15 protein-coding genes are annotated in these 20464 nt (G+C 45.2%); 1 reads left to right on the forward strand and 14 read right to left on the reverse strand.

Annotated elements, in window-relative coordinates:
• Nucleotide 1: 1 nt before the first annotated feature.
• Nucleotides 2-1240 carry an EF-P 5-aminopentanol modification-associated protein YfmF gene (yfmF, locus tag NYE58_RS22530; RefSeq protein WP_254848801.1) on the reverse strand — a complete coding sequence of 413 codons (1239 nt, stop codon included), beginning with the start codon at nucleotides 1238-1240 and terminating at the stop codon, nucleotides 2-4.
• A 176-nt stretch (nucleotides 1241-1416) separates the two neighbouring features.
• Complete coding sequence (gene sleB / locus NYE58_RS22535) at nucleotides 1417-2283, reverse strand: spore cortex-lytic enzyme (protein ID WP_076127869.1); 867 nt, start codon at nucleotides 2281-2283, stop codon at nucleotides 1417-1419.
• Between the two features lie 172 nt (nucleotides 2284-2455).
• Between sleB and NYE58_RS22540 the strand changes: the two genes are divergently transcribed.
• Nucleotides 2456-4420 carry an AraC family transcriptional regulator gene (locus NYE58_RS22540; RefSeq protein WP_076276220.1) on the forward strand — a complete coding sequence of 655 codons (1965 nt, stop codon included), beginning with the start codon at nucleotides 2456-2458 and terminating at the stop codon, nucleotides 4418-4420.
• An 89-nt stretch (nucleotides 4421-4509) separates the two neighbouring features.
• On the opposite strand, the gene NYE58_RS22545 is transcribed toward NYE58_RS22540, so the two are convergent.
• The 12 genes from NYE58_RS22545 to pnp all read right to left on the reverse strand — a co-directional run bounded on the left by NYE58_RS22545 (nucleotide 4510) and on the right by pnp (nucleotide 20186).
• Nucleotides 4510-7170: an FtsK/SpoIIIE family DNA translocase gene (locus NYE58_RS22545; RefSeq protein ID WP_076276219.1), complete on the reverse strand. Its 2661-nt coding sequence runs from the start codon at nucleotides 7168-7170 to the stop codon at nucleotides 4510-4512.
• Between the two features lie 78 nt (nucleotides 7171-7248).
• Nucleotides 7249-7461 (reverse strand): YlzJ-like family protein, encoded by a 213-nt coding sequence (locus NYE58_RS22550; protein ID WP_076127863.1) that lies wholly within the window; start codon nucleotides 7459-7461, stop codon nucleotides 7249-7251.
• Nucleotides 7458-8225: a ClpP family protease gene (locus NYE58_RS22555; protein ID WP_076136428.1), complete on the reverse strand. Its 768-nt coding sequence runs from the start codon at nucleotides 8223-8225 to the stop codon at nucleotides 7458-7460. The genes NYE58_RS22550 and NYE58_RS22555 overlap by 4 nt, the downstream gene beginning before the upstream one ends.
• A gap of 203 nt (nucleotides 8226-8428) precedes the next feature.
• Nucleotides 8429-10108: a ribonuclease J gene (locus tag NYE58_RS22560; protein WP_076127859.1), complete on the reverse strand. Its 1680-nt coding sequence runs from the start codon at nucleotides 10106-10108 to the stop codon at nucleotides 8429-8431.
• A gap of 510 nt (nucleotides 10109-10618) precedes the next feature.
• Entirely contained in the window at nucleotides 10619-11494 is an 876-nt protein-coding gene (dapA, locus tag NYE58_RS22565; protein WP_340010494.1) for a 4-hydroxy-tetrahydrodipicolinate synthase, read from the reverse strand.
• 16 nt (nucleotides 11495-11510) lie between these two features.
• On the reverse strand, nucleotides 11511-12734 hold the full coding sequence (dapG, locus tag NYE58_RS22570) for an aspartate kinase (protein ID WP_036688442.1): 1224 nt from the start codon (nucleotides 12732-12734) through the stop codon (nucleotides 11511-11513).
• A gap of 260 nt (nucleotides 12735-12994) precedes the next feature.
• Nucleotides 12995-13591 carry a dipicolinate synthase subunit B gene (locus tag NYE58_RS22575; protein ID WP_036688443.1) on the reverse strand — a complete coding sequence of 199 codons (597 nt, stop codon included), beginning with the start codon at nucleotides 13589-13591 and terminating at the stop codon, nucleotides 12995-12997.
• A gap of 1 nt (nucleotide 13592) precedes the next feature.
• Nucleotides 13593-14489: a dipicolinate synthase subunit DpsA gene (gene dpsA / locus NYE58_RS22580; RefSeq protein ID WP_076127855.1), complete on the reverse strand. Its 897-nt coding sequence runs from the start codon at nucleotides 14487-14489 to the stop codon at nucleotides 13593-13595.
• A 607-nt stretch (nucleotides 14490-15096) separates the two neighbouring features.
• A complete protein-coding gene (gene dut / locus NYE58_RS22585) occupies nucleotides 15097-15543 on the reverse strand; it encodes a dUTP diphosphatase (protein WP_172628834.1) in 447 nt (148 codons plus the stop codon).
• Nucleotides 15518-16786: a M16 family metallopeptidase gene (locus tag NYE58_RS22590; protein ID WP_036688449.1), complete on the reverse strand. Its 1269-nt coding sequence runs from the start codon at nucleotides 16784-16786 to the stop codon at nucleotides 15518-15520. Before NYE58_RS22590 ends, dut begins: the two co-directional genes overlap by 26 nt.
• Nucleotides 16787-16864: 78 nt before the next feature.
• Nucleotides 16865-17848, reverse strand: coding sequence for a polysaccharide deacetylase family protein (locus NYE58_RS22595; protein ID WP_076182607.1), 984 nt, complete (start codon nucleotides 17846-17848; stop codon nucleotides 16865-16867).
• A 235-nt stretch (nucleotides 17849-18083) separates the two neighbouring features.
• The gene (pnp, locus tag NYE58_RS22600; protein ID WP_076127850.1) at nucleotides 18084-20186 is read right to left on the reverse strand and encodes a polyribonucleotide nucleotidyltransferase; all 2103 of its coding nucleotides are present in this window, start codon (nucleotides 20184-20186) and stop codon (nucleotides 18084-18086) included.
• Nucleotides 20187-20464 lie beyond the last annotated feature (278 nt).

Raw genomic sequence — 20464 nt, forward strand, 5'->3', positions numbered from 1 at the left:
TCTATTCCTCCTTCCCTGTCAAGAAATAAATCGTATCCAGCTGAAAGGTCTCCGCTGCAGCTTTTACTTCCCCTGCACCGATTTGTTCCACCTCTTCTAGCAGCTGATCCGCTGTCCGTTCTTTTCCTGACAACTGGCGGTTGAAGTCGTAAGAGATCATCTCAAAAGCAGAATCCGGAATCTCGGAAAGCTGATTGCGGATCATGGCTTTGGTCTGGCTTAACTCCAGATCACTGATATTGCCAGCTTTCATCTCTTCCAATTGTTTCTCTATAATTTCAACAGCTTTGTTGTAATTTTGCGTTTCGATACCTGATTGTATCGTTCCAATCCCCTTGTGACCGTCATAGCGTGAAGAAGCATAGTATGCAAGACTGGCCTTCTCCCGTACATTGACGAAGAGTTTGGAGTGCGGATACCCTCCTAATATTCCGTTGTACATAAGTGCGGACGCATATGTATCGTCCTTGTACGTAATTGATGTGCGCAGACCCATGTTCAACTTGCCCTGACTGACATCCAGCTTCTCCTCTACCGTCCGTACCTCGCTGACGGATACTGGGACAAACTTGGAGCTATATAAGCCCACCTCCGACTGAATGCGTCCGAAGTGATGCTGCACAAGCTTTTCAACTTCCTCAGTAGTCGTATCTCCCACTACATAGAGATCCAAAATAGCTCCATCCAGCCATGAGTTATAGGATTCGTACAAACTTTTTGGAGTAATCCGATCCAAATCCGCTCTTTGACCCAGTGGATGAAGACGATAGGGCTCGTTACGGCACATTTCTTCGATACAGCGTTCTGCAGCATAACGAATCTTATCATTTACGATAGATTCCAGCTTCTTGCGCACTGTTTCACGCTCTGTTGCAACATAGGAGGAACGGAAGCTTCCATCCTCCACCAACGGACGGGTCAGGACTTCTCCTAGGAAAGCAAAGGATTGTTCAAGCAAGCTCTCCTGACTCTGCACGAAGGAGTCATTAATGGTGTCCATGCGAAACTGAACAATCTGATAATCGCCTCTTTTATAAATATCAAAACCAAATCCAGCGCCATACAGCTCCTCCAAACGCTCGCGGAATTGAGTAGTCTCTGGATAAGAAGCGGTACCTCTGCGGAGCACAAATGGAGCAAGTGCTGTAGGGGTTACCGTATCCTCATTAAGTGGGACGCCGGCATAAAGTGAGATGGCGTAGGTCTTGAACGCCTTGGTAGGCATCACGTGAATACGCATACCTGCAACGTTGCCATGCTGAAATACATTATTAGTCAAGTCCAAAACTCCTTTACCGCGTGGATAGTTGCTCATTAACATGTTTATGAATTAATAACCATTCTAAACCATTCCAAAGTAAGGAAGCAACCGGATGCCTCTTCCCGGTTGCTCTCTGGATTTACTTCTTTACTTATCTACATACAGAAAATATGCTGGCCGATAGTCTTGACCTGTGGACGAGTCCAAATCCATTTGGAGGTCGCCGTTTTAGGGTTGAAATAATACAAACATCCACCCGAAGGATCCCAGCCATTCAGCGCTTGCTGCACTGCTTTTCGTGCCTGCTCATTTGGCTCCAAATAAATCTGCCCGTCAGCTACAGCTGTAAAAGCTCCCGGCTGAAAAATAACGCCAGACGGCGTATTTGGAAAGCTCGGAGATTTTACCCGGTTCAAGATTACTGCAGCAACAGCAACTTGTCCTTCGAAAGGTTCACCTCTTGACTCACCATAGACGGCATTAGCCATAATTTTGAGATCATTTTCTGATAATCCCATCGTATTCCCTGAAGACAGAGACGCTGAATCCGAATTATTGGTTGTATTTGTTTTGTTACCGGTGTTGTTGTTTGCTGTATTATTTCCGGTTGCTGAAGCCGACTCTGTTGGCTTCCAGTTCTTAGTTGCGTTATACAATTTCAGCTTAGTCTTAGCGCCTACGATGCCATCAGACTTCATTCCAAACTTCCATTGAAACCACGTTACTGAATTTTTCGTTTTCGGACCAAACTGACTGTCTATTTTCCCTTCATAAAAGCCCAGATGTTTTAAACGTCCTTGCAACTCATAAACATCCTGACCAGAAGAACCGAGTTTAATCGGAGTCGTGCTGAAGGCAGGCAAGGCCTCTTCTTCAGGATGATTTAGTTCATGGACAAATGACGCAGCAGCACTTTGCTTGGTCTGTAGTATGCCATTACCCTGGAGCAGCATTCCTGCAAACGGCGCGGCAGCAAGTGCAAGGGTTAAAGAAGCAAAGATCCACAACTTATGTTTCTTCATAGGGGTTCGCTCTACCTTTCTTTTGTGAGTTCTGCATGGATGGCTAAAGTTATTATGACGACTGTCAGGACATCCTATGCATTACTAAAAAAGAAGTAATAGCGTTTCATTGTAATTGAGAATAATTATCAACTATAATCGAAATAAGAAAACGTTGGAGTTGATATTAATCATGAATTTAAAGGACCACATTTTATTGTGGAACCACGCATTAATAGAAATTATTGATATACGCCATACTTTTCAACGATCAAGTGATCTGAATTCACATTATCAGCTGCCCTCAAGCGCATTCTTATTGATCATAAACGGCAAGGCCGAAATACTGATTGACGAGGTCCCGCACGAGATCGGCAACTTTCATATCCTTCATGGTGGAAAAGGAATGAACATTCAATTTTTACGCACGGAGGAACTACTGGAGTATTACTTAATTTTATATAAAGCAAACCTTTCACTCGCCTCACGCAACAATCTAAAAGCAATTATGGAACACAATAATCCCTTTAATCTTCAATATGGATTTACGCCTACTAGTCCACTGCCCTTATTTGATAAGATGGAGAACATGTTTACTGATTGGGGCAAAACAGGTCTTTTGGATCGGCTGCATGTTAAAACACTGTTTTATCAATGGATTTATGAGCTGCTTAGGCAGCTGCATACGCTGGAAACACAGTTAATACAACCTGATCCGCTAGATCAAGCAATTCGCTATATGCAGACTTATTATAAGGAAATCTTCTCTCTTGAAAAATTAGCTAAAGCGGTAAACAGCAGCCCTAGAACATTATCCAGATTATTCAGAACACGGCTGCAGACTAGCCCTGCTCAGTACTTAATCAGCATCCGCATGGAAAAATCGAAAATACTGCTCCTGAACACTGAGGCGAGCTTGCATGACATCGCAATTGCAGTAGGTTATCCTGATGGCTATTATCTAGGAAAAATGTTCAAAAAATATTACGGAACCTCCCCTGTCCGATACAAAAATAAATTGATCACCCAACCCAGTTGGCGTGATATGCCATCCCAAGGTGCACAAATTGACATTGCCCGAACACAACCTCTCCGTTATATTGATTATGATAATCATTATCAATATAACGGAGAAGGGGAATTACCAATGTTTAGAAATGCCAAACCATCATTACTGCTCACCCTGTTATTATGCTTTACCATAGTGTTAAGCGCTTGTTCCACGGGAACCACAAATTCAAATGCGTCAAGCAATGGGACACCAACCCCCTCAGCAGAAACAAGTACAGGAGCAAATACAGATAAAGCTGCTGTCGAAGCACAAACCCGGATAATTTCCACAGTTAAAGGAGACATTGCCGTTCCCACTAGTCCACAAAGAGTCGTAGTTCTTTATTTGCTCGGTGATGTACTGGCTCTAGGCATTAAACCTATAGGTGTATCCGATGTATCCGAGGGTGCTGCATTTGAAGATGAGCTAAAAGATGTGCAAAAGCTTGGCACCTGGTTTGAGGCTAGCCCTGAAGCAATCCTTGCTCTAAATCCTGATCTTATCATCGTGCCGTCAGAGGAAACTTATGAAGCCCTCCACCAAATTGCACCAACAGTGTTAGTTCCGTATGAAAAAATGTCAACAGAAGAACGGGTGTCCTTTATTGGACAAGTCGTAGGCAAAGAAGATCAAGCAAAAGAATTATTTACTGATTTCCATAAAAAAGTTGAAGACAGCAAACAAAAGCTGCAAGAAGCTGGTATTCTGGATCACACAATATCCATCATGGAAGGTGGAAAAGACAACAGTATGGCTGTTGTGGCAAGCAAACAATTCGGACGTGGTTCGCAAATCATTTATGAATATTTAGGCATGAAGGCGCCGGAAATCATTCAACAGAAAATAGATACGGCGACTGGTGCAGATGGCGAATCCGTATCCTTTGAAGTCCTTGGCAAATACAGCGGTGACTATATCTTCCGCTCCTCTTATGATGGTATGGCTGATCTGACCCAAAACCCAATTTGGAACAATATCCCTGCCGTGAAAGAAGGCCGTTTGATGGAAATTGATTTTGGATTAGGTTATTACAGTGATATCTATTCTCTAAATGTGCAACTGGATTATATTGTTGAAGCTTTGCTTGCTGCACCAAGAGTCAAATAAGTACTCAGGATACAAAAAAGAGATGGTCCACTTCATAAAGTGGCCATCTCTTTTACTGTCTATTGAAGGTTTCGACGGGCTTGTCCAGCTTAGGAGCTGATCTTGTTATGCTGATATTGCTCAAGTGACACCAGCACCTCACGCGGCTTGCTGCCCTCGTAAGGACCGATGACTCCACGAGCCTCCATAGAGTCAATCAACCGGGCTGCACGGGTATAACCGACACGCATACGACGCTGTAGCAGCGACACTGAAGCCTGTTTAGCCTCCAGCACAATTTGTACGGCCTGCTCGTATAATTCATCCTGCGGCTCCTGATCCTCTGTGATTGTATCATCCACTTCAGGAACGATGGACTCATCGTATTCGGCTTCACCTTGACTGCTGACATATTGAACAATAGTCTCTACTTCTTGGTCGCTCATAAAAGCTCCCTGTACACGAATAGGTTTAGATGCGCCCATTGGCAAGAACAACATATCACCTCGGCCTAACAGCTTCTCTGCACCGGGCATATCCAAAATGGTACGTGAATCCACATTGGACGATACGCCAAAAGCGATCCGGGACGGAATATTAGCTTTAATTAAACCTGTGATTACATCTACTGAAGGGCGTTGTGTAGCGATAATTAAATGAATTCCAGCCGCCCGCGCCATTTGTGCAAGTCGGCAAATTGCATCCTCGACATCATTGGCTGCAACCATCATCAAATCCGCAAGCTCGTCCACAATAACAACGATATACGGGAGAATTGCCGCTGGATTCTCAGCCATTAGCTTATTATAACCTTCCATATTCCGTGTTCCCGATTTGGAGAATAGCTCATAACGCTTCTCCATTTCCACAACAATCTTCTTCAAAGCTAGGCTAGCCCGCTTTGGATCTGTGACAACCGGAGCCAAAAGATGGGGAATTCCATTGTACACATTCAGCTCTACCATCTTAGGATCGACCATGAGGAATTTAACTTCATCAGGTTTAGCTTTGTATAAGATGCTTGTTATAATCCCGTTGATGCAGACAGATTTACCGGAGCCAGTTGCACCGGCCACCAATAAATGGGGCATCTTAGCCAGATTGCCAATAATGGTCTGGCCGGAAATATCACGGCCAAAAGCAATCGATAATCTGGATTCAGCCTCCTGAAAAATCTGTGTTTCCATAACTTCGCGCATGGTAACAATAGACACCTCAGAGTTCGGAACTTCTATCCCAATTGCAGATTTACCCGGAATCGGCGCTTCCATCCGAATGTCTTTGGCTGCAAGTGCAAGGGCAATGTCATCCGTCAGATTTACAATACGGCTAACCTTAACCCCAATATCCGGTTGTATCTCATACCTCGTAACCGCTGGGCCTCTTACTACCTCCAGCACCTTAGCCCGTACCCCAAAGCTTTCAAGTGTTGCTTCTAACTTACGGGCTGTCTGCATATAATCATTCTGATCTCCAGCTTTGCCACCATTGTTAGGTTTGGCTAGAAGACGGAACGATGGCAGCTTATATGGCTTCGGTGGCGGTGGTGCTGGAGGAGCAGGAATAATCTCTCCATCTGGAGAAGCACCTAGCAGGCCTTCCAAGTCTATGCTTACATTCTCCTCAGACTCATCCGTAGGCTGCTGCTTAACGGCATTAGGTCCGGCTACAGCAGGTTTAGCTGCTTCACCACGAGCTGCGGGTGAGAATTCACTCCACTCTTCCCGGTCTTCTTCGTTTAACCCTTCTGAACGGATATGTTCAAAGAAGTCACGAATAATAGGCGTCACAGGTTCAATATCCAGATCCGCATCATCAAAATCATGATCGATATCGTCTAATGGAATTACATGACTATCTGGAGTTAATCCCGAAATAATCGGACCGGTTGAAGCACTTGTCACAATTGGACCCTGATCGTCATCCTCAGAATCTGCTTCCACCTGTGAACGCGTGGAGCCTGAGAACCAGCCAGATATTTTTTTCATAAGGACAGGTTGTTTGCGATTAGGCAAATACCGATCGTCTTCGTCTTCTTCCTCCTCGTCATCATAGACAGGCTGCTTCACCTGCCGAGCCTTAGCTGGAGCAGCGGCTCTAGAAGGTCTGGCCGCTACGGGAACCGCCTTCGGACGGTTTGCAGCATGGAGACGAATTCCCTCCACAAACTTAACCAAGCGCACTCGCAAAAGCGTAAAAATCTCCACATAGGACAAGTTGGTAATTAGCATAAAGCTGATCGCCAGCATGACGATCATAAGCAGCTTAGCGCCCAGACTACCAAAAAGCCATAACAGCGCTGCATACTCCAACCCGCCGATGTACCCTCCGCTTATATCCTTACCCAGCATATAGACATTGCTTTCGTTCGAGCCAGGTGAAAGTGATCCCGAAAGATCATTATGTATTTGTGTCATTACATTGCCAGGATGTAACAAAGACAACGGGCCAAGCTTCTGCTCCATTGCAGATATTGTGCTCATAAGGCACATAGACAATAGAAGCAGAAGCACGCCAGTATGCCTGCTGTTCCACGAGGAAGGCCATCTTCGATGGATCATCACCATAAGTCCATAAAAAATGCCGATAAGCGGCAACACAAAATAAAATCTCCCTAATAAGTAACCCGCCATACTTGAAAGTGAGCGCCCTACGGCTGCTTCACCAGACAGTGCAATGACGGAAATAGTTATTAATAAAATTCCATATATTTCATATTTTAAAACGCTGCCGAGCAGCGCTTTTTTCTTCTTCTTTTTTCGTTTAGCCACGCCAGCCACCCCCGGAACAACATTATACCATATAATGGCGTGGCGTACCTATGTTCTCTTTTGTCAGAAAATGAATCTTTATGTTAATGTAATTATCGAACCTGGAGAGAACGCCGGATCTAGATAACGGTTCAGCGGACAATCCAATAATCTCACAATCCGCGCACGTCCTTCCTCCATCGGTTCAACCTGCATCAGCATGCCCTGCACACTAACTTCTCGGGTTGCGGCATAATTGTTAAATGCCCCCTCCCACACCTGTTCCATTGCAACTACTGTGTACAGTGTCATTGCGTAATCCCTCCTGGAGTCGATGCTGAGAAATCCCCGCCGATCATTCGGTTAAGATGCGCAAGTGCCGCTCCGATCCCGCCGACCTCATCCATCAGACCATATTTAACGGCATCCAAGCCCCCCACAGCCGTCCCGATATCACGATTGAGCTCACCTGTCTTAAACATGAGATCACGGAACTGTTCTTCAGAAATACGCGAATGGGAAGTCACAAATTTAACGACACGTTCCTGCATTTTCTCCATATACTCGAAAGTTTGCGGCACTCCGATCACTAAACCATTCATTCGAATCGGATGAATCGTCATCGTTGCACTTTCAGCAATAATCGAATAAGTGGAGGAAACTGCAATCGGCACCCCGATGCTGTGCCCGCCTCCAATGACTACGGTTACCGTTGGCTTGGAGAGGGATGCAATCATTTCCGCAATTGCTAATCCCGCTTCTACATCTCCACCTACCGTATTTAAAATGATAAGCAGGCCTTTGATGTTTTTATTCTGCTCAGCTGCCACCAGCTGCGGAATGATATGCTCATACTTTGTTGTTTTGTTCTGTGGAGGCATAACAATATGTCCTTCAATCTGACCAATAATCGTTAAGCAAAAAATATCAGGCTCTCCACTTGGGACTACTGTTTGTCCAAGCTCCTTAATCGCTCCCATTGTAGTGGGCGGCATATTTTCATTAGGATTCGGATTAGTTTCTCCTGGGACAACTTCCTCATTTTTTGCTCCATTTGATCCTTCGATGTAATTCATCTTCGCAGCTCTCCCTTGTTATATGCAGCTCTAGTCTGCTGTTGCCTTACTAACAATCCTTAGTATGACGTTTCAGGGTGCTGCATTATGCAATTTTCAGCTTATGAACATACAAAAACCCCTTCTCCCGTGGAAACCGTCCAATATTTCCGGGGAAAAGGGGCTCAGCCCTAGCTATATATTCATTGAAGGAGAAACTCTCCTTACACTTCCATGATAATTGGCAAAATCATCGGTCTGCGGCGCGTTTGTTCATATAAGAAACGGCCCAGCGAATCTTTTACGCTTGTTTTAAGGGAAGCCCACTCATTTACTTTTTCACTCATCAGGCGTTGCAATGTACTGGATACAATTCGGTTAGCCTCGTCGAGCAGCCCTTCGGACTCCCGAACATAAACAAAACCACGTGAAATGATGTCAGGTCCAGAAACAATTGCACCATTCTGCTTGCTAAGTGTAACCACGACAACCAAGATACCATCTTGAGACAGCAACTTACGGTCACGCAATACAATGTTACCAACATCGCCTACACCTAGTCCGTCAATCAATACGTTACCAGCTGTTACTTTGCCAGCCTTACGAGCGGCACCGCCCTGGATTTCAACAATTTCACCGATTTCAGTGATGAAAATGTTCTGTGGCTCTACGCCAACCGATTCTGCCAGCAAAGCATGTTTGCGCTGCATGCGGTATTCACCGTGGATCGGAATGAAGAATTTCGGTTTCATCAGGTTAAGCATAAGCTTAAGTTCTTCTTGACTACCGTGACCGGATACGTGAACGCCGGAGTTGGAACCGCTGTAAATCACATTAGCACCAAGACGGAACAATTCATCGATAGTACGGCCTACATACTTCTCATTACCTGGCACAGGTGTTGCCGCAATAATAACGGTATCGCCTGGCAGGATATCTACTTTGCGATGACTAGAACGTGCCATACGTGTCAATGCAGACATTGGCTCGCCTTGGCTGCCTGTGCAAAGAACAACTACACGATTTGCTGCCATTCTATTCATTTCTTCCGGTTCGATAAGCATTCCGTCAGGTACGTTCAAATATCCAAGCTCTGAAGCGATGGATACAACGTTGACCATACTACGGCCAATTACTGTAATCTTACGACCCGTAGATTCTGCTGCATTAACCACTTGTTGAATACGGTGCACATTGGAAGCAAAAGTTGCTACAACGACACGTTGCTCAGCCTTGCGGAAAATGTCTTCCAGCACAATACCGACATTCTTCTCAGATGGGGTAAAGCCTGGTTTCTCAGCATTCGTACTATCTGACAAAAGAGCAAGTACGCCCTTTTGGCCAATCTCTGCCATCCGATGCAGATTTGCAAATTGACCGTTGACTGGGGTGTGGTCAAATTTGAAATCGCCCGTATGAACAACATTTCCTTCCGGAGTCTCAATGCATACACCCACGGAATCAGGAATACTGTGGTTGGTTCTAAAGAAAGTTACCTTAAGTGAGTTCCCCAATTGAATTTCTGAATCTTCGTTGATCAGAATCCGTTTGGTGTCACCCAGCAGGTTCGCTTCCTTCAATTTGTTCTCTACAAGACCTAAAGTCAATCTTGTTCCATAGACTGGAACATTCAAATTCTTCAGGACATAAGGCAGACCACCGATGTGATCCTCGTGTCCGTGAGTAAGCACAATACCTCTTACCTTGTCACGGTTCTCTGTCAAATACGAGATGTCAGGAATTACGATGTCAATACCGAGCATATCCTCTTCCGGAAACTTGAGTCCCGAATCCACGACTACAATGTCAGCTCCGTATTGAATAACATACATGTTTTTCCCGATTTCTCCGACTCCGCCCAATGCGAAAATCGTCAATTTATCGTTGTTGTTTTTTTTGGACAAATGAATCTAACCCTCCTATGATGTTGGACGTCATACTTTTATTGGTAAATATCGAACTTCGATTATTTCAGCGGCGCTGAACACATTTCTTTCAAACAGCCAATAACTTCCAATCGACGAGGAAATTCCTGAAATCTGTAAAATGCGCAATGCGAAAGCTCCCGATTCCGGGCAGTAAAGTTCATATTGAAGCGGACAAACGCCGTCAAAATTCACCGTCGCGCCCCTCGCGCGAAGACATGTCATTTATTTAAACAGACTCATCTTGGGACCTATCCTGTCTCACAATGTATTACATTGACGGAAGATTACCGCATATTTAATTTTAACCGCACCCAGTCACTTAAGATCATTATACATGATTTTTTTGGCAAAAGACAAGTCATCCGCCTCGTATCCAAATTCTTTCCTTAAATTCGCCTCAATATTTCAGAAAAAAAATATAAATGAAAAAACCGGCTCCCTCAATAGAGTAGCCGGTTTAGAACGTACATCAGCAATGATTAATTCTTAGTGAAATAGTGCTTCAATAAAAGCCGCTTCCGCTTCCGTTGGCGAAATAAGCGGCAATCTGACTCCGCCCACAGGGATCCCCTTGAGTCCTAAAGCATATTTTACAGCTGAAGGATTGGGCAGCGGTTGTGGGCATTCAAACATTCCTTTAAAAATCGGGAACAGCTGGCGATGAATCTCTCCAGCAAGCTGAACATTGCCGGAGGTATAAGCGTAAATCATTTCTGACATCTGCGCACCAACCACATGGCTAGATACACTTATAATTCCGTATCCACCGACAGCCAGACTGGCAAGACCTGAGGCATCATCACCCGTATATACACGGAAATCATCTGAACAATCAGAGGCAATAAGTGTTACCTGATCTACAGACGCGCATTCTTTCGTAGCAACGATGTTCGGAATCTCAGCAAGCCGCAGGGTAGTGGCCACGCTCATACTTACACCTGTTCGACCTGGAACATTATATAGAATCACTGGTAATGAAGTCTCTGAAGCAATCGTGGAAAAATGCTGATAAAGACCTTCCTGATTCGGTTTATTATAATAAGGAACGACCAAAAGCACTCCATCTACGCCTATTTTCTCCGCTTCCTTCGTCAGCTGAATGGAATGTTTCGTGTTATTGCTGCCAGTTCCAGCAATAACTTTACAACGTCCATTCGCCTTTTCCAGCACAAAAGAAAACAGCTGCAGCTTTTCCTCATCGCTTAATGTAGGCGATTCCCCTGTCGTTCCGCAGACAACCAAAGCTTCTGATTTCTGTACCTCAATTAAATAATCGACAAGCTGTGAAGTTACATCCCAGTTGATTTCTCCATCCCCATCAAAAGGGGTTACCATGGCTGTTATTAATCTTCCGAAATCCACTTTGAATTCCTCCTTGTCAGCGGTGCAATTCAAACATAGCATGCAGCGAACGCAGGGACTGCACCATATCTTCTTTTTTCACAAGCACCCATATCGTTGTATTCGAATCCGCGGATTGTAGTATTTGAATGTTTTGCGAGCTAAGCGCCTCAACAATGCGCGCCATAATACCAGGCACACCATTAATTCCGCCCCCGATAACAGAAACTTTGGCACAACCCGACAAACTCTTAGGTCGCAAACCCAGCTGCTGTAGAGCAGAAATAGCCTTCTCTGATTTGTCATCAAAAACCGTATAAAGAGCTTCCGTAGGTGTTACATTAATAAAATCAACGCTTATTCCGTTATCTGCCATACTCTTAAAGATTTGCAGCTGCACTCCGGTTCCGTTACCGTCCGGGCATTCCACAGAAATCTGTGTAACATTACTGACATAAGCAATCCCTGTAACGAATCGATCCACAATTCCCCCTGCTTGGATATCGTTAAATCCTTCTGGATTCGTAACCAACGTACCTTCAGCTTCTGAAAAGGTTGAACGAACACGAACTGGGATCTGTGCCTGCATAGCAATCTCAACCGCACGTGGATGAATGACTTTCGCTCCCTGATGAGCCATATTGCAAATTTCAGTATAACTAACGTAAGTTAATGGCTTAGCATCTTCAACGATCCGTGGATCTGCTGTAAGAATTCCGTTAACATCCGTATAAATATCCACCATATCAGCATGAAGAGCAGCACCCAGTGCTGTAGCAGAGGTATCACTGCCGCCACGGCCTAAAGTTGTCAAATCACCCGCCTCAGTCTGGCCCTGGAACCCGGTAACAATAACTACCTTATCCTCACGCAGCTCACGGAGAATGCGTTCCGGACGCACATCCAGAATTCTGGCATTACCGTAGTTGCTATCTGTCAGAAATCCTGCCTGAGCTCCCGTTAACACTGTAGAAGCGATGCCTTCATTCTCCAGCAGCCCACATAGAGTAGTAGCTGAAATAATTTCGCCACAGCACATCAAGAGATCTTTTTCCCGGTCTGGAAGTGCATCTCCGTTCTGCACAGCCCAATCCAGCAAAGTGTCAGTTGCGTAAGGCTCTCCACGACGGCCCATAGCCGATACAACAATTACAAGACTATAGCCACTTGCCAGCTCCCTTTTGACATTGCGGATTACGTGTTCTCTAGCTTGCGGTGTGGATAGCGATGTTCCTCCGAATTTTTGTACCAGAATACCCATGTATAATTCCCCCATTATTATCAAAGCAAACACACTAATCATTCGTGAAAAGATTACGGTACGTGAGCTTATTCGTTAAGTAAGTTGTTAAATGGCTGTACCGCCCTCGAACCTGAGGACGGTAGCAATACTGCTTATATTTTTTTGATAGCAATGAACTTAGCTGGTTCCACTACGTTATCTTGGCATTTCTCATTGCTCATTTGGTGCATCTCCCCTTTTATTGTCCACAACAAAATCAGCCGAACTCTGTCAATTTTCTATGCTGAATGAAACCGTTCGATGATCATCGGCTGTAGTTGTTTACCTTGCAAAGCGGCATAGCAAGCTTCCGGGATAAGATCCATGCGTGCCACGAGCGAGTTAGGTTTACCCTCAGGGTTATCTTGACCGAATGGTACAAAATAAATATGTTTAGCCACCAGAAGCTTAGCAATATTTGCGGCATTTAGGCCCAATCCATCATTTGTAGATATCGCTAGAACTAGTGGACGTCCGTTGCGCATCTGTGATTTAGCTGCCATTAGCACGGGACTATCCGTCATGGCATTAGCCAGTTTACTCGTTGTATTTCCTGTGCAAGGTGCTATTGTCAGCACATCCAGCAGCTTGGAAGGACCCAGCGGCTCCGCTTCAACAATTGTAGAAATGATATCATTCCCTGTTATATCTTTCAACTGTTTTAACCAATTTTGCGATGTCCCAAAGCGGGTGTCTGTTCCTAGTACAGAGGCAGAAACTATAGGTACTACGTTTGCTCCCCCGTCTACGAAGCGCTGAATTTGTGGCATTACCTCAGCAAAAGTGCAATGAGATCCAGTGATCGCATACCCTACTGTTTTTCCGTGCCAATCCATTTTATTCGTCCCCCTTGATTAAAGCCTCGTCCGAAATCGACTGTACCAGCGCATTTGCCATAATAATCCCAGCGCTTTTTGGAGCTACAATGCCAGGGAGTCCTGGAGCCAGCATCGCCTTAATCCCACGTTTCTCAGCATAACGAAAGTCACAGCCGCCTGGTGCAGATGCCAGATCAATAATTACGCAATGCGGCGCAAGCCGCGAGAGCACCTGTGCGGTGATGATCATACTTGGTATCGTGTTAAATATAAGATCCACATCGGGTACGTGAAGCAGCAGCTCATTGGTCATAAAAGGCTTCCAGCCCATTTCCTCAGCACGTGCATAATGTTCTTGTTTTCTGACACCAACCTTTACACTGGCCCCCAGTCCCTGTAGACTTCGAGCCATTGTAAATCCAGTTCTACCTAAACCCAGCACCATTGACTTCGAGCTGTGAATTGTAAAATCCGTGTTCTGAATGGCCATTACCAGCGCTCCCTCCGCTGTCGGGATAGAGTTGTAAATAGCCACATCATCACGATTAAGCAGTTCGATTAACTTCAGTGAGTGCTTGGTACACATCCCGCGCAAGTAACTTTTAGCCATACCGGTATACACTAAACAATCGGATGGCAGCGCAGTGAAATGCTCCTCCAGAATCGTTAAACGCTCAGAAGAAAATAGAGCACTAATATTTCCTTCATCATCACAGCCTACCGTAGGCAACACTAATACATCTGCATTACTCAGCAGCTCTACCGTCAATTGTTCCAGGCTCACCCCTGGGCTAGGGGTCTCCCACTTATCGAACCCGGCAGCGCTTACCGTCGCATCCAATTCCACACATTTCCGAATCACTTCAAGCTGTCTCGCGTCCCCGCCCAGGAACACGATCCTGACGCCAGTAAGCATAGGGATGACGCTCCTTTCAACATACACTATCGACTATAAAGCATCTTATGCTGGGCATAGTTAATGGGTGAAGAGCGGAAATGAAATCCCCGGCACGCATGGCTGATGATGAACTAACGGGTTACGGGTTACGGCTGATGAGTTAAGGACCGAGATGCAACTATTTGTGTATTTTTTGCCTTTTAGGAGGAGTTTCGGACTGGAGTGCTCTTATTCGATATAAACAGGCTCGATATCAGGTGTTTTTGATCAAATAGTGACACTGGGGTCCGAAAACAGCCGAATTAAGCAGAATTGTTATAAATAAGAGCACTGGGGTCCGATAGGGGCTTCGTCTTTAATTTGACGGTAGGGTTAGAGTAGTGGCAGAGCGCCAATGAAAATGCTGAGTTTATTCGATGGGGAAGTCGGGATTAGTTGGAGTAGCAGATGGCACTGCAGATGGCACTGCAGATGGCACTGCAGTTAGCACTTTATAAAATGCTATCTGCTTAACAATCGAAGAAATTAAAGTTTTGGATAATTAACTCTGCATATCAAAAAAAGCTCACGAATCATACCTTGGGCATGAATTCGTAAGCTTTTTAAATGAATTGTAACAACACTCTTACTTGCCAGTATGGCCAAAGCCTCCGGCTCCGCGTTGAGTTTCGGACAACTCTTCCACTTCCACCAAATTAACCACTGGAACGGCTTGAAATACCATTTGGGCAATCCGCTCATTGCGAGCGATAGCAAAAGGCTCCTGCCCCAGATTGATCAAGAGCACTTTGATCTCTCCGCGGTAATCGGCGTCTATAGTTCCAGGTGTATTCAAGCAGGTAATCCCGTGCTTCAAGGCCAGTCCACTACGCGGACGGATCTGCGCTTCAAGCCCCTCTGGCATAGCCAGTGAAATCCCTGTTGGAATTAATGCCCGCTCTCCTGGTGCAAGTACAATTTCACCCGCAACGGCAGCATAAAGATCATAACCGGAAGCTTGCTCCGACATTTTACAAGGAAGATTTACATCCTCGTTTCCAGCAAGTTTATTGATTTGTACGTAATAAGACAAGATCATCTCTCCTAACATTTGCAATAGCTTTATCTGATGAGCCTACCATCGCTAAAGAAAGCGGCTCCGCGAACATATGGTCCAGCACACTGTTGATATTGTCCATCGTCACTAGCTGAATTTTGGCGATCATATCGTCCAATGTATTATGTCTTCCGAGCATAAGTTCATTTTTTCCGATACGGTTCATTCGGCTGCTAGTGCTTTCGAGACTAAGGATGAGGCTGCCTTTAAGCTGCTCCTTACCTTTTCTCAGCTCATCTTCACTGAGGCCGTTGGTAGCAAGTTCGTACATCATTTCCTTGATTAACTCCATGACATCCTTTGTTTGCTTGGGCGCTGTTCCAGCATAGACCGTAAACAGACCAGAATCTGCCTGGGAGCTGTGATAGGAATACACCGAATAAGCTAATCCGCGCTTTTCACGAATTTCCTGGAACATGCGGGAGCTCATCCCTCCGCCTACGGCATTATTAATCAGCACCATAGCATACTGCAGGGGATCGCCAGAACGGACACCTGGTAAGGAAAGACAGATGTGATTCTGCTCTGTTTTCTTGCGGTGAAATAAGAGCTCTCCATAGTAATCTGGTGGAGTCAGCGGCGCACTTGTACCATGATTATCAAAAGAACCAAAATGCTGTTCCAGCAGTTCAATCAATCCATCACTGATGTTGCCGGCAACGCTTATAACCGTATTCTCAATCGTGTATTGTTCCTTCATATACGCCCGAAGATCATCCGGCTTCATCTCCATTAGCCGTTCCTTCAAGCCGAGGATGGAATACGCAAGCGGATGGTCCTTGTAGGCAGCAGCACACATCAAATCATGCACAAGATCATCCGGCGTGTCCTCGCACATGGAAATTTCCTCAAGGATGACATTCTTTTCTTTCTCCAGCTCTTCAGCGTCCATCCGTGAACGGAAGAACATATCCGCTAACACATCTACAGCGATAGGCAGATGCTCATCCAATACTTTAGCATAATAACATGTATATTCCTTTGAGGTAAACGCATTTACATTGCCGCCGATGGCGTCAAACTGCTCAGCAATATCCTTGGCGCTGTACCGATCCGTACCTTTAAAAAGCATATGTTCTACAAAATGGGATATCCCGTTGTTTCCAGGATGTTCATTCCGAGAGCCTGTCTTTACCCAGATTCCGAAAGAAACGGACCGGCCGGTCGGGATTTTCTCCATTACCACTCGTAAACCATTGGATAACACTATTTTTTCCACTTCAAGTCCTCCTGGCTAATAGCCATGTTCTATCTAATTTAATTACACGTGCCTATAATCCTACCAGAAATACATCTCTCACTCAACATTAGAGGGGATTAGCCGCTCTGCTGAGAGCGTTTGACTTACTGTGCCTAGCTGTAACCCTTTTGCTTTGATTCCACGTATCATGGCCTTCAGAGCTTTGGAGGATGCGGCTGTGGGATGCATTAGGACTAGAGTGCCGGGTTCCGCTTTGCTTGTGATTTTGGCAACCACAGATTCAGGAGACGGATTTCGCCAATCTACGGTATCTACGGTCCATAGTACGGTTTTGAGCCCTAAGCTGCCTGCAATTTCTACCGTCTCCTGATCGAAATCACCAGAAGGGGGGGCGAACCATTTATTAGTGACTCCAAGCGATTCCTTTAACAGCTTTTGTGTCTTCTCAATTTCTACAGTAGCTCGTGCACGACTTAAAGTACTCATATTAGGGTGGGTATAAGCGTGATTCTCCATCTCATGACCGCGTTTTAGCATTTCTTTAGCCAGTTCCGGGTTTTTACTCAGCCAGCTCCCATCCAGAAAAAACGTAACTTTAACGTTCTCTTCATCCAAAACATCCAACATTGGCACAATGTACTCATTTCCCCACGCCACATTAATCATCAGCGATACCATCGGCTTAGCCGGATTCCCACGATATATGGGTTCAGCCCCCAGTTGATTCAGGGATATCTGTGGTTCGATCTGCCGATACACAAATTTTATAGGTTCTTTTGGTGCCAAAAGAGCATTCCGATATGTACTCTCTACATCAATTTCAAGCCCGTTATAACCCGGAATCGCCTTCCATACCCGATCAACCACAGCATTCACTGGAGGGGCATTAAGCTTGGCTGCGGCGGTCTCAATCCGTGCCCGAAGATCATTGTTCTCCGCCTTAGAAATATCCTTCCACACAGCTAGGTCATCCTGCGGCTTCAATTGCGCAAGCATGTCCTTTACCGGTCCCTGAGTGCTGCCAATTCCTATCACGATCGCAATACAAGCAACCACTAAAGCCACTTTTTCCGTCTTCATGACGACTTCCTCCCCGGTAGAAACGACTTGTAGTCCGTTCCACACGAATACAAAGACACTTTGTCCCAATCTATGAGACAAGAGAGGAATTTATGTCATAAGAACAGAGGCCAGAGGCGTGATAGTGATGCACATTACTTTATTTCATATAAAAAAAGAGCCAGAACGCAATCGCTTCTGTCTCCTTTTATTATGCTATTAGGTACTTTAGAAAAGGTACCTCTACAATCGAAACTTAAGCTTTAGCTCCAGTTTCCGAAGTCAATACCGCTTTACGCGACAGGTTAACCCGGCCTTGTTGGTCGATTTCGGTAACTTTAACGGTAATTGTATCCCCGACAGCTACAACATCTTCAACCTTAGCTACGCGCTCAGTAGACAATTGGGAAATGTGTACCAATCCGTCTTTACCCGGAATTAGTTCAACAAATGCTCCAAATTTCTCAATACGTCTAACTGTACCCACATAGATTTCTCCAACTTGTACTTCACGCACAAGTCCTTCGATAATCGAACGCGCCTTTTGGATCATTTCTTCATCTGAAGAACCGATAAAGACACGGCCATCTTGTTCGATGTCGATTTTCACGCCGGTTTCTTCAATAATTTTATTGATAATCTTACCGCCAGCACCGATAACATCACGGATTTTGTCCGGATTGATGTTGATAATAATGATTTTTGGAGCATATTTGGACAGATTAGGTCTTGGCGCAGAGATCGCTTCATTCATTTTGTCCAAGATGAACAGACGGCCTTCTTTAGCCTGCTGAAGTGCATCCTGAAGAATTTTGCGATCGATACCGGCAATCTTAATGTCCATTTGAATAGCTGTAACACCTTCTGCTGTACCAGCTACCTTGAAGTCCATATCTCCGAGATGATCTTCCATACCTTGAATATCCGTCAGGATGGAGACATGCTCTCCGTCTTTGATCAGACCCATTGCTACGCCGGCTACAGGTGCTTTGATTGGCACACCAGCGTCCATCATAGCCAGAATGCTGGCACAGATACTTGCCTGGGAAGTAGAACCGTTAGATTCAATCGCTTCTGATACTAGACGAATCGTGTACGGGAATTCAGTTTCACTAGGAATAACCTTGGATAATGCACGTTCTCCAAGTGCTCCATGACCGATTTCACGGCGTCCTGGTGCTCTAAGCGGACGAGCTTCCCCTACGCTGAACGGCGGGAAGTTGTAATGGTGCATGAAACGTTTCGTTTCAGTAGGATCGATTCCGTCAAGAATTTGCACATCACCTAGTGCCCCAAGAGTACAAACGCTAAGGATTTGTGTTTGTCCACGTGTAAACAGACCGGAACCGTGTGTACGCGGTAACAGACTTGTATCACATTCAATCGGACGGATTTCATCAAGTTTACGTCCATCTGGACGAACCTTATCATGTGTGATTAGACGTCTTACTTCATCCTTCACGATATCATGTAGGACTTCTTTAACATCTTTCAGAAGCTCCGGTGCTTCTATGTACTTCTCTACGAAATACGCAACCGCTTCATCATTAACGACATCAATCGCTTCCTGACGCGCATGTTTTTCAGCTATTTTAACGGCTTCCACCAGACGAGCTTCAGCAAATGCACGGACCTCAGTATTCACGTCAGCATTCACTGTATGCAGCTTCACAGCCATTTTTTCTTTACCAGCCACTTTAACCAGTTCTTCAATGGTTGCAACGATCTTGCGGATTTCATCATGACCGAACATAATCGCTTCGAGCATCACATCTTCCGTCACTTCGTTCGCTTCTGCTTCAACCATCATGATTGCATCCTTCGTTCCAGCAACCACCACATAAACATCACTGATTGCTTGCTGAGACATATCCGGATTGATCACAAACTCTCCATTAATCCGACCTACAGCAACGCCGCCGATGGGTCCATCAAAAGGCACATCGGAAATACTTAGTGCTGCTGAAGTACCGATCATAGCAGCAATATCTGGTGCGCAGTCCTGATCCACACTCATTACCATGTTCAATACCTGAACATCGTTACGGAATCCTTCAGGGAATAGTGGTCTGATTGGACGGTCTGTCAAACGGCTTGACAGAATCGCTTTCTCACTCGGTCTACCTTCCCGTTTAATAAATCCGCCAGGAATTTTACCTACCGCATATAATCTTTCCTCATAGTTAACTGTAAGCGGGAAAAAATCCAGATCCTTAGGCTCTTTTGAAGCCGTAACGGTACATAATACCGAAGTGTCCCCGTAACGCACCATAACGGCTGCGTTTGCTTGTTTAGCCAGGCGGCCCGTTTCCAGCACAAGGCGTCTTCCACCCAGCTGCATTTCTACACGTTTTTCCATAAATACCTCCTTGAATAGTAGTAGACCCGCAGTCTAAAATAGCAGGTTCACATATCGATCTAAATGAATTGGAAAGGCTTGTCCCAAAGGGAGGCTGCCTATTCTGTATGCATATAAGAAGAAACGGCTGGGCCTTACTGAAAAGTAAAGTCGCCGTTTTTGCGAATAATCTCATCGATCCTAATATTAAGTTTTCCCTAAATTTTCAAAAAGCAACCCAGCTGTCCCGCTGTCGCTCCGAGAAGGACATACGGTATACAACCAGGCTGCTTTAAGAG

Source organism: Paenibacillus sp. FSL L8-0708 (assembly GCF_038009325.1).
Taxonomy (GTDB): domain Bacteria; phylum Bacillota; class Bacilli; order Paenibacillales; family Paenibacillaceae; genus Paenibacillus_AQ; species Paenibacillus_AQ odorifer.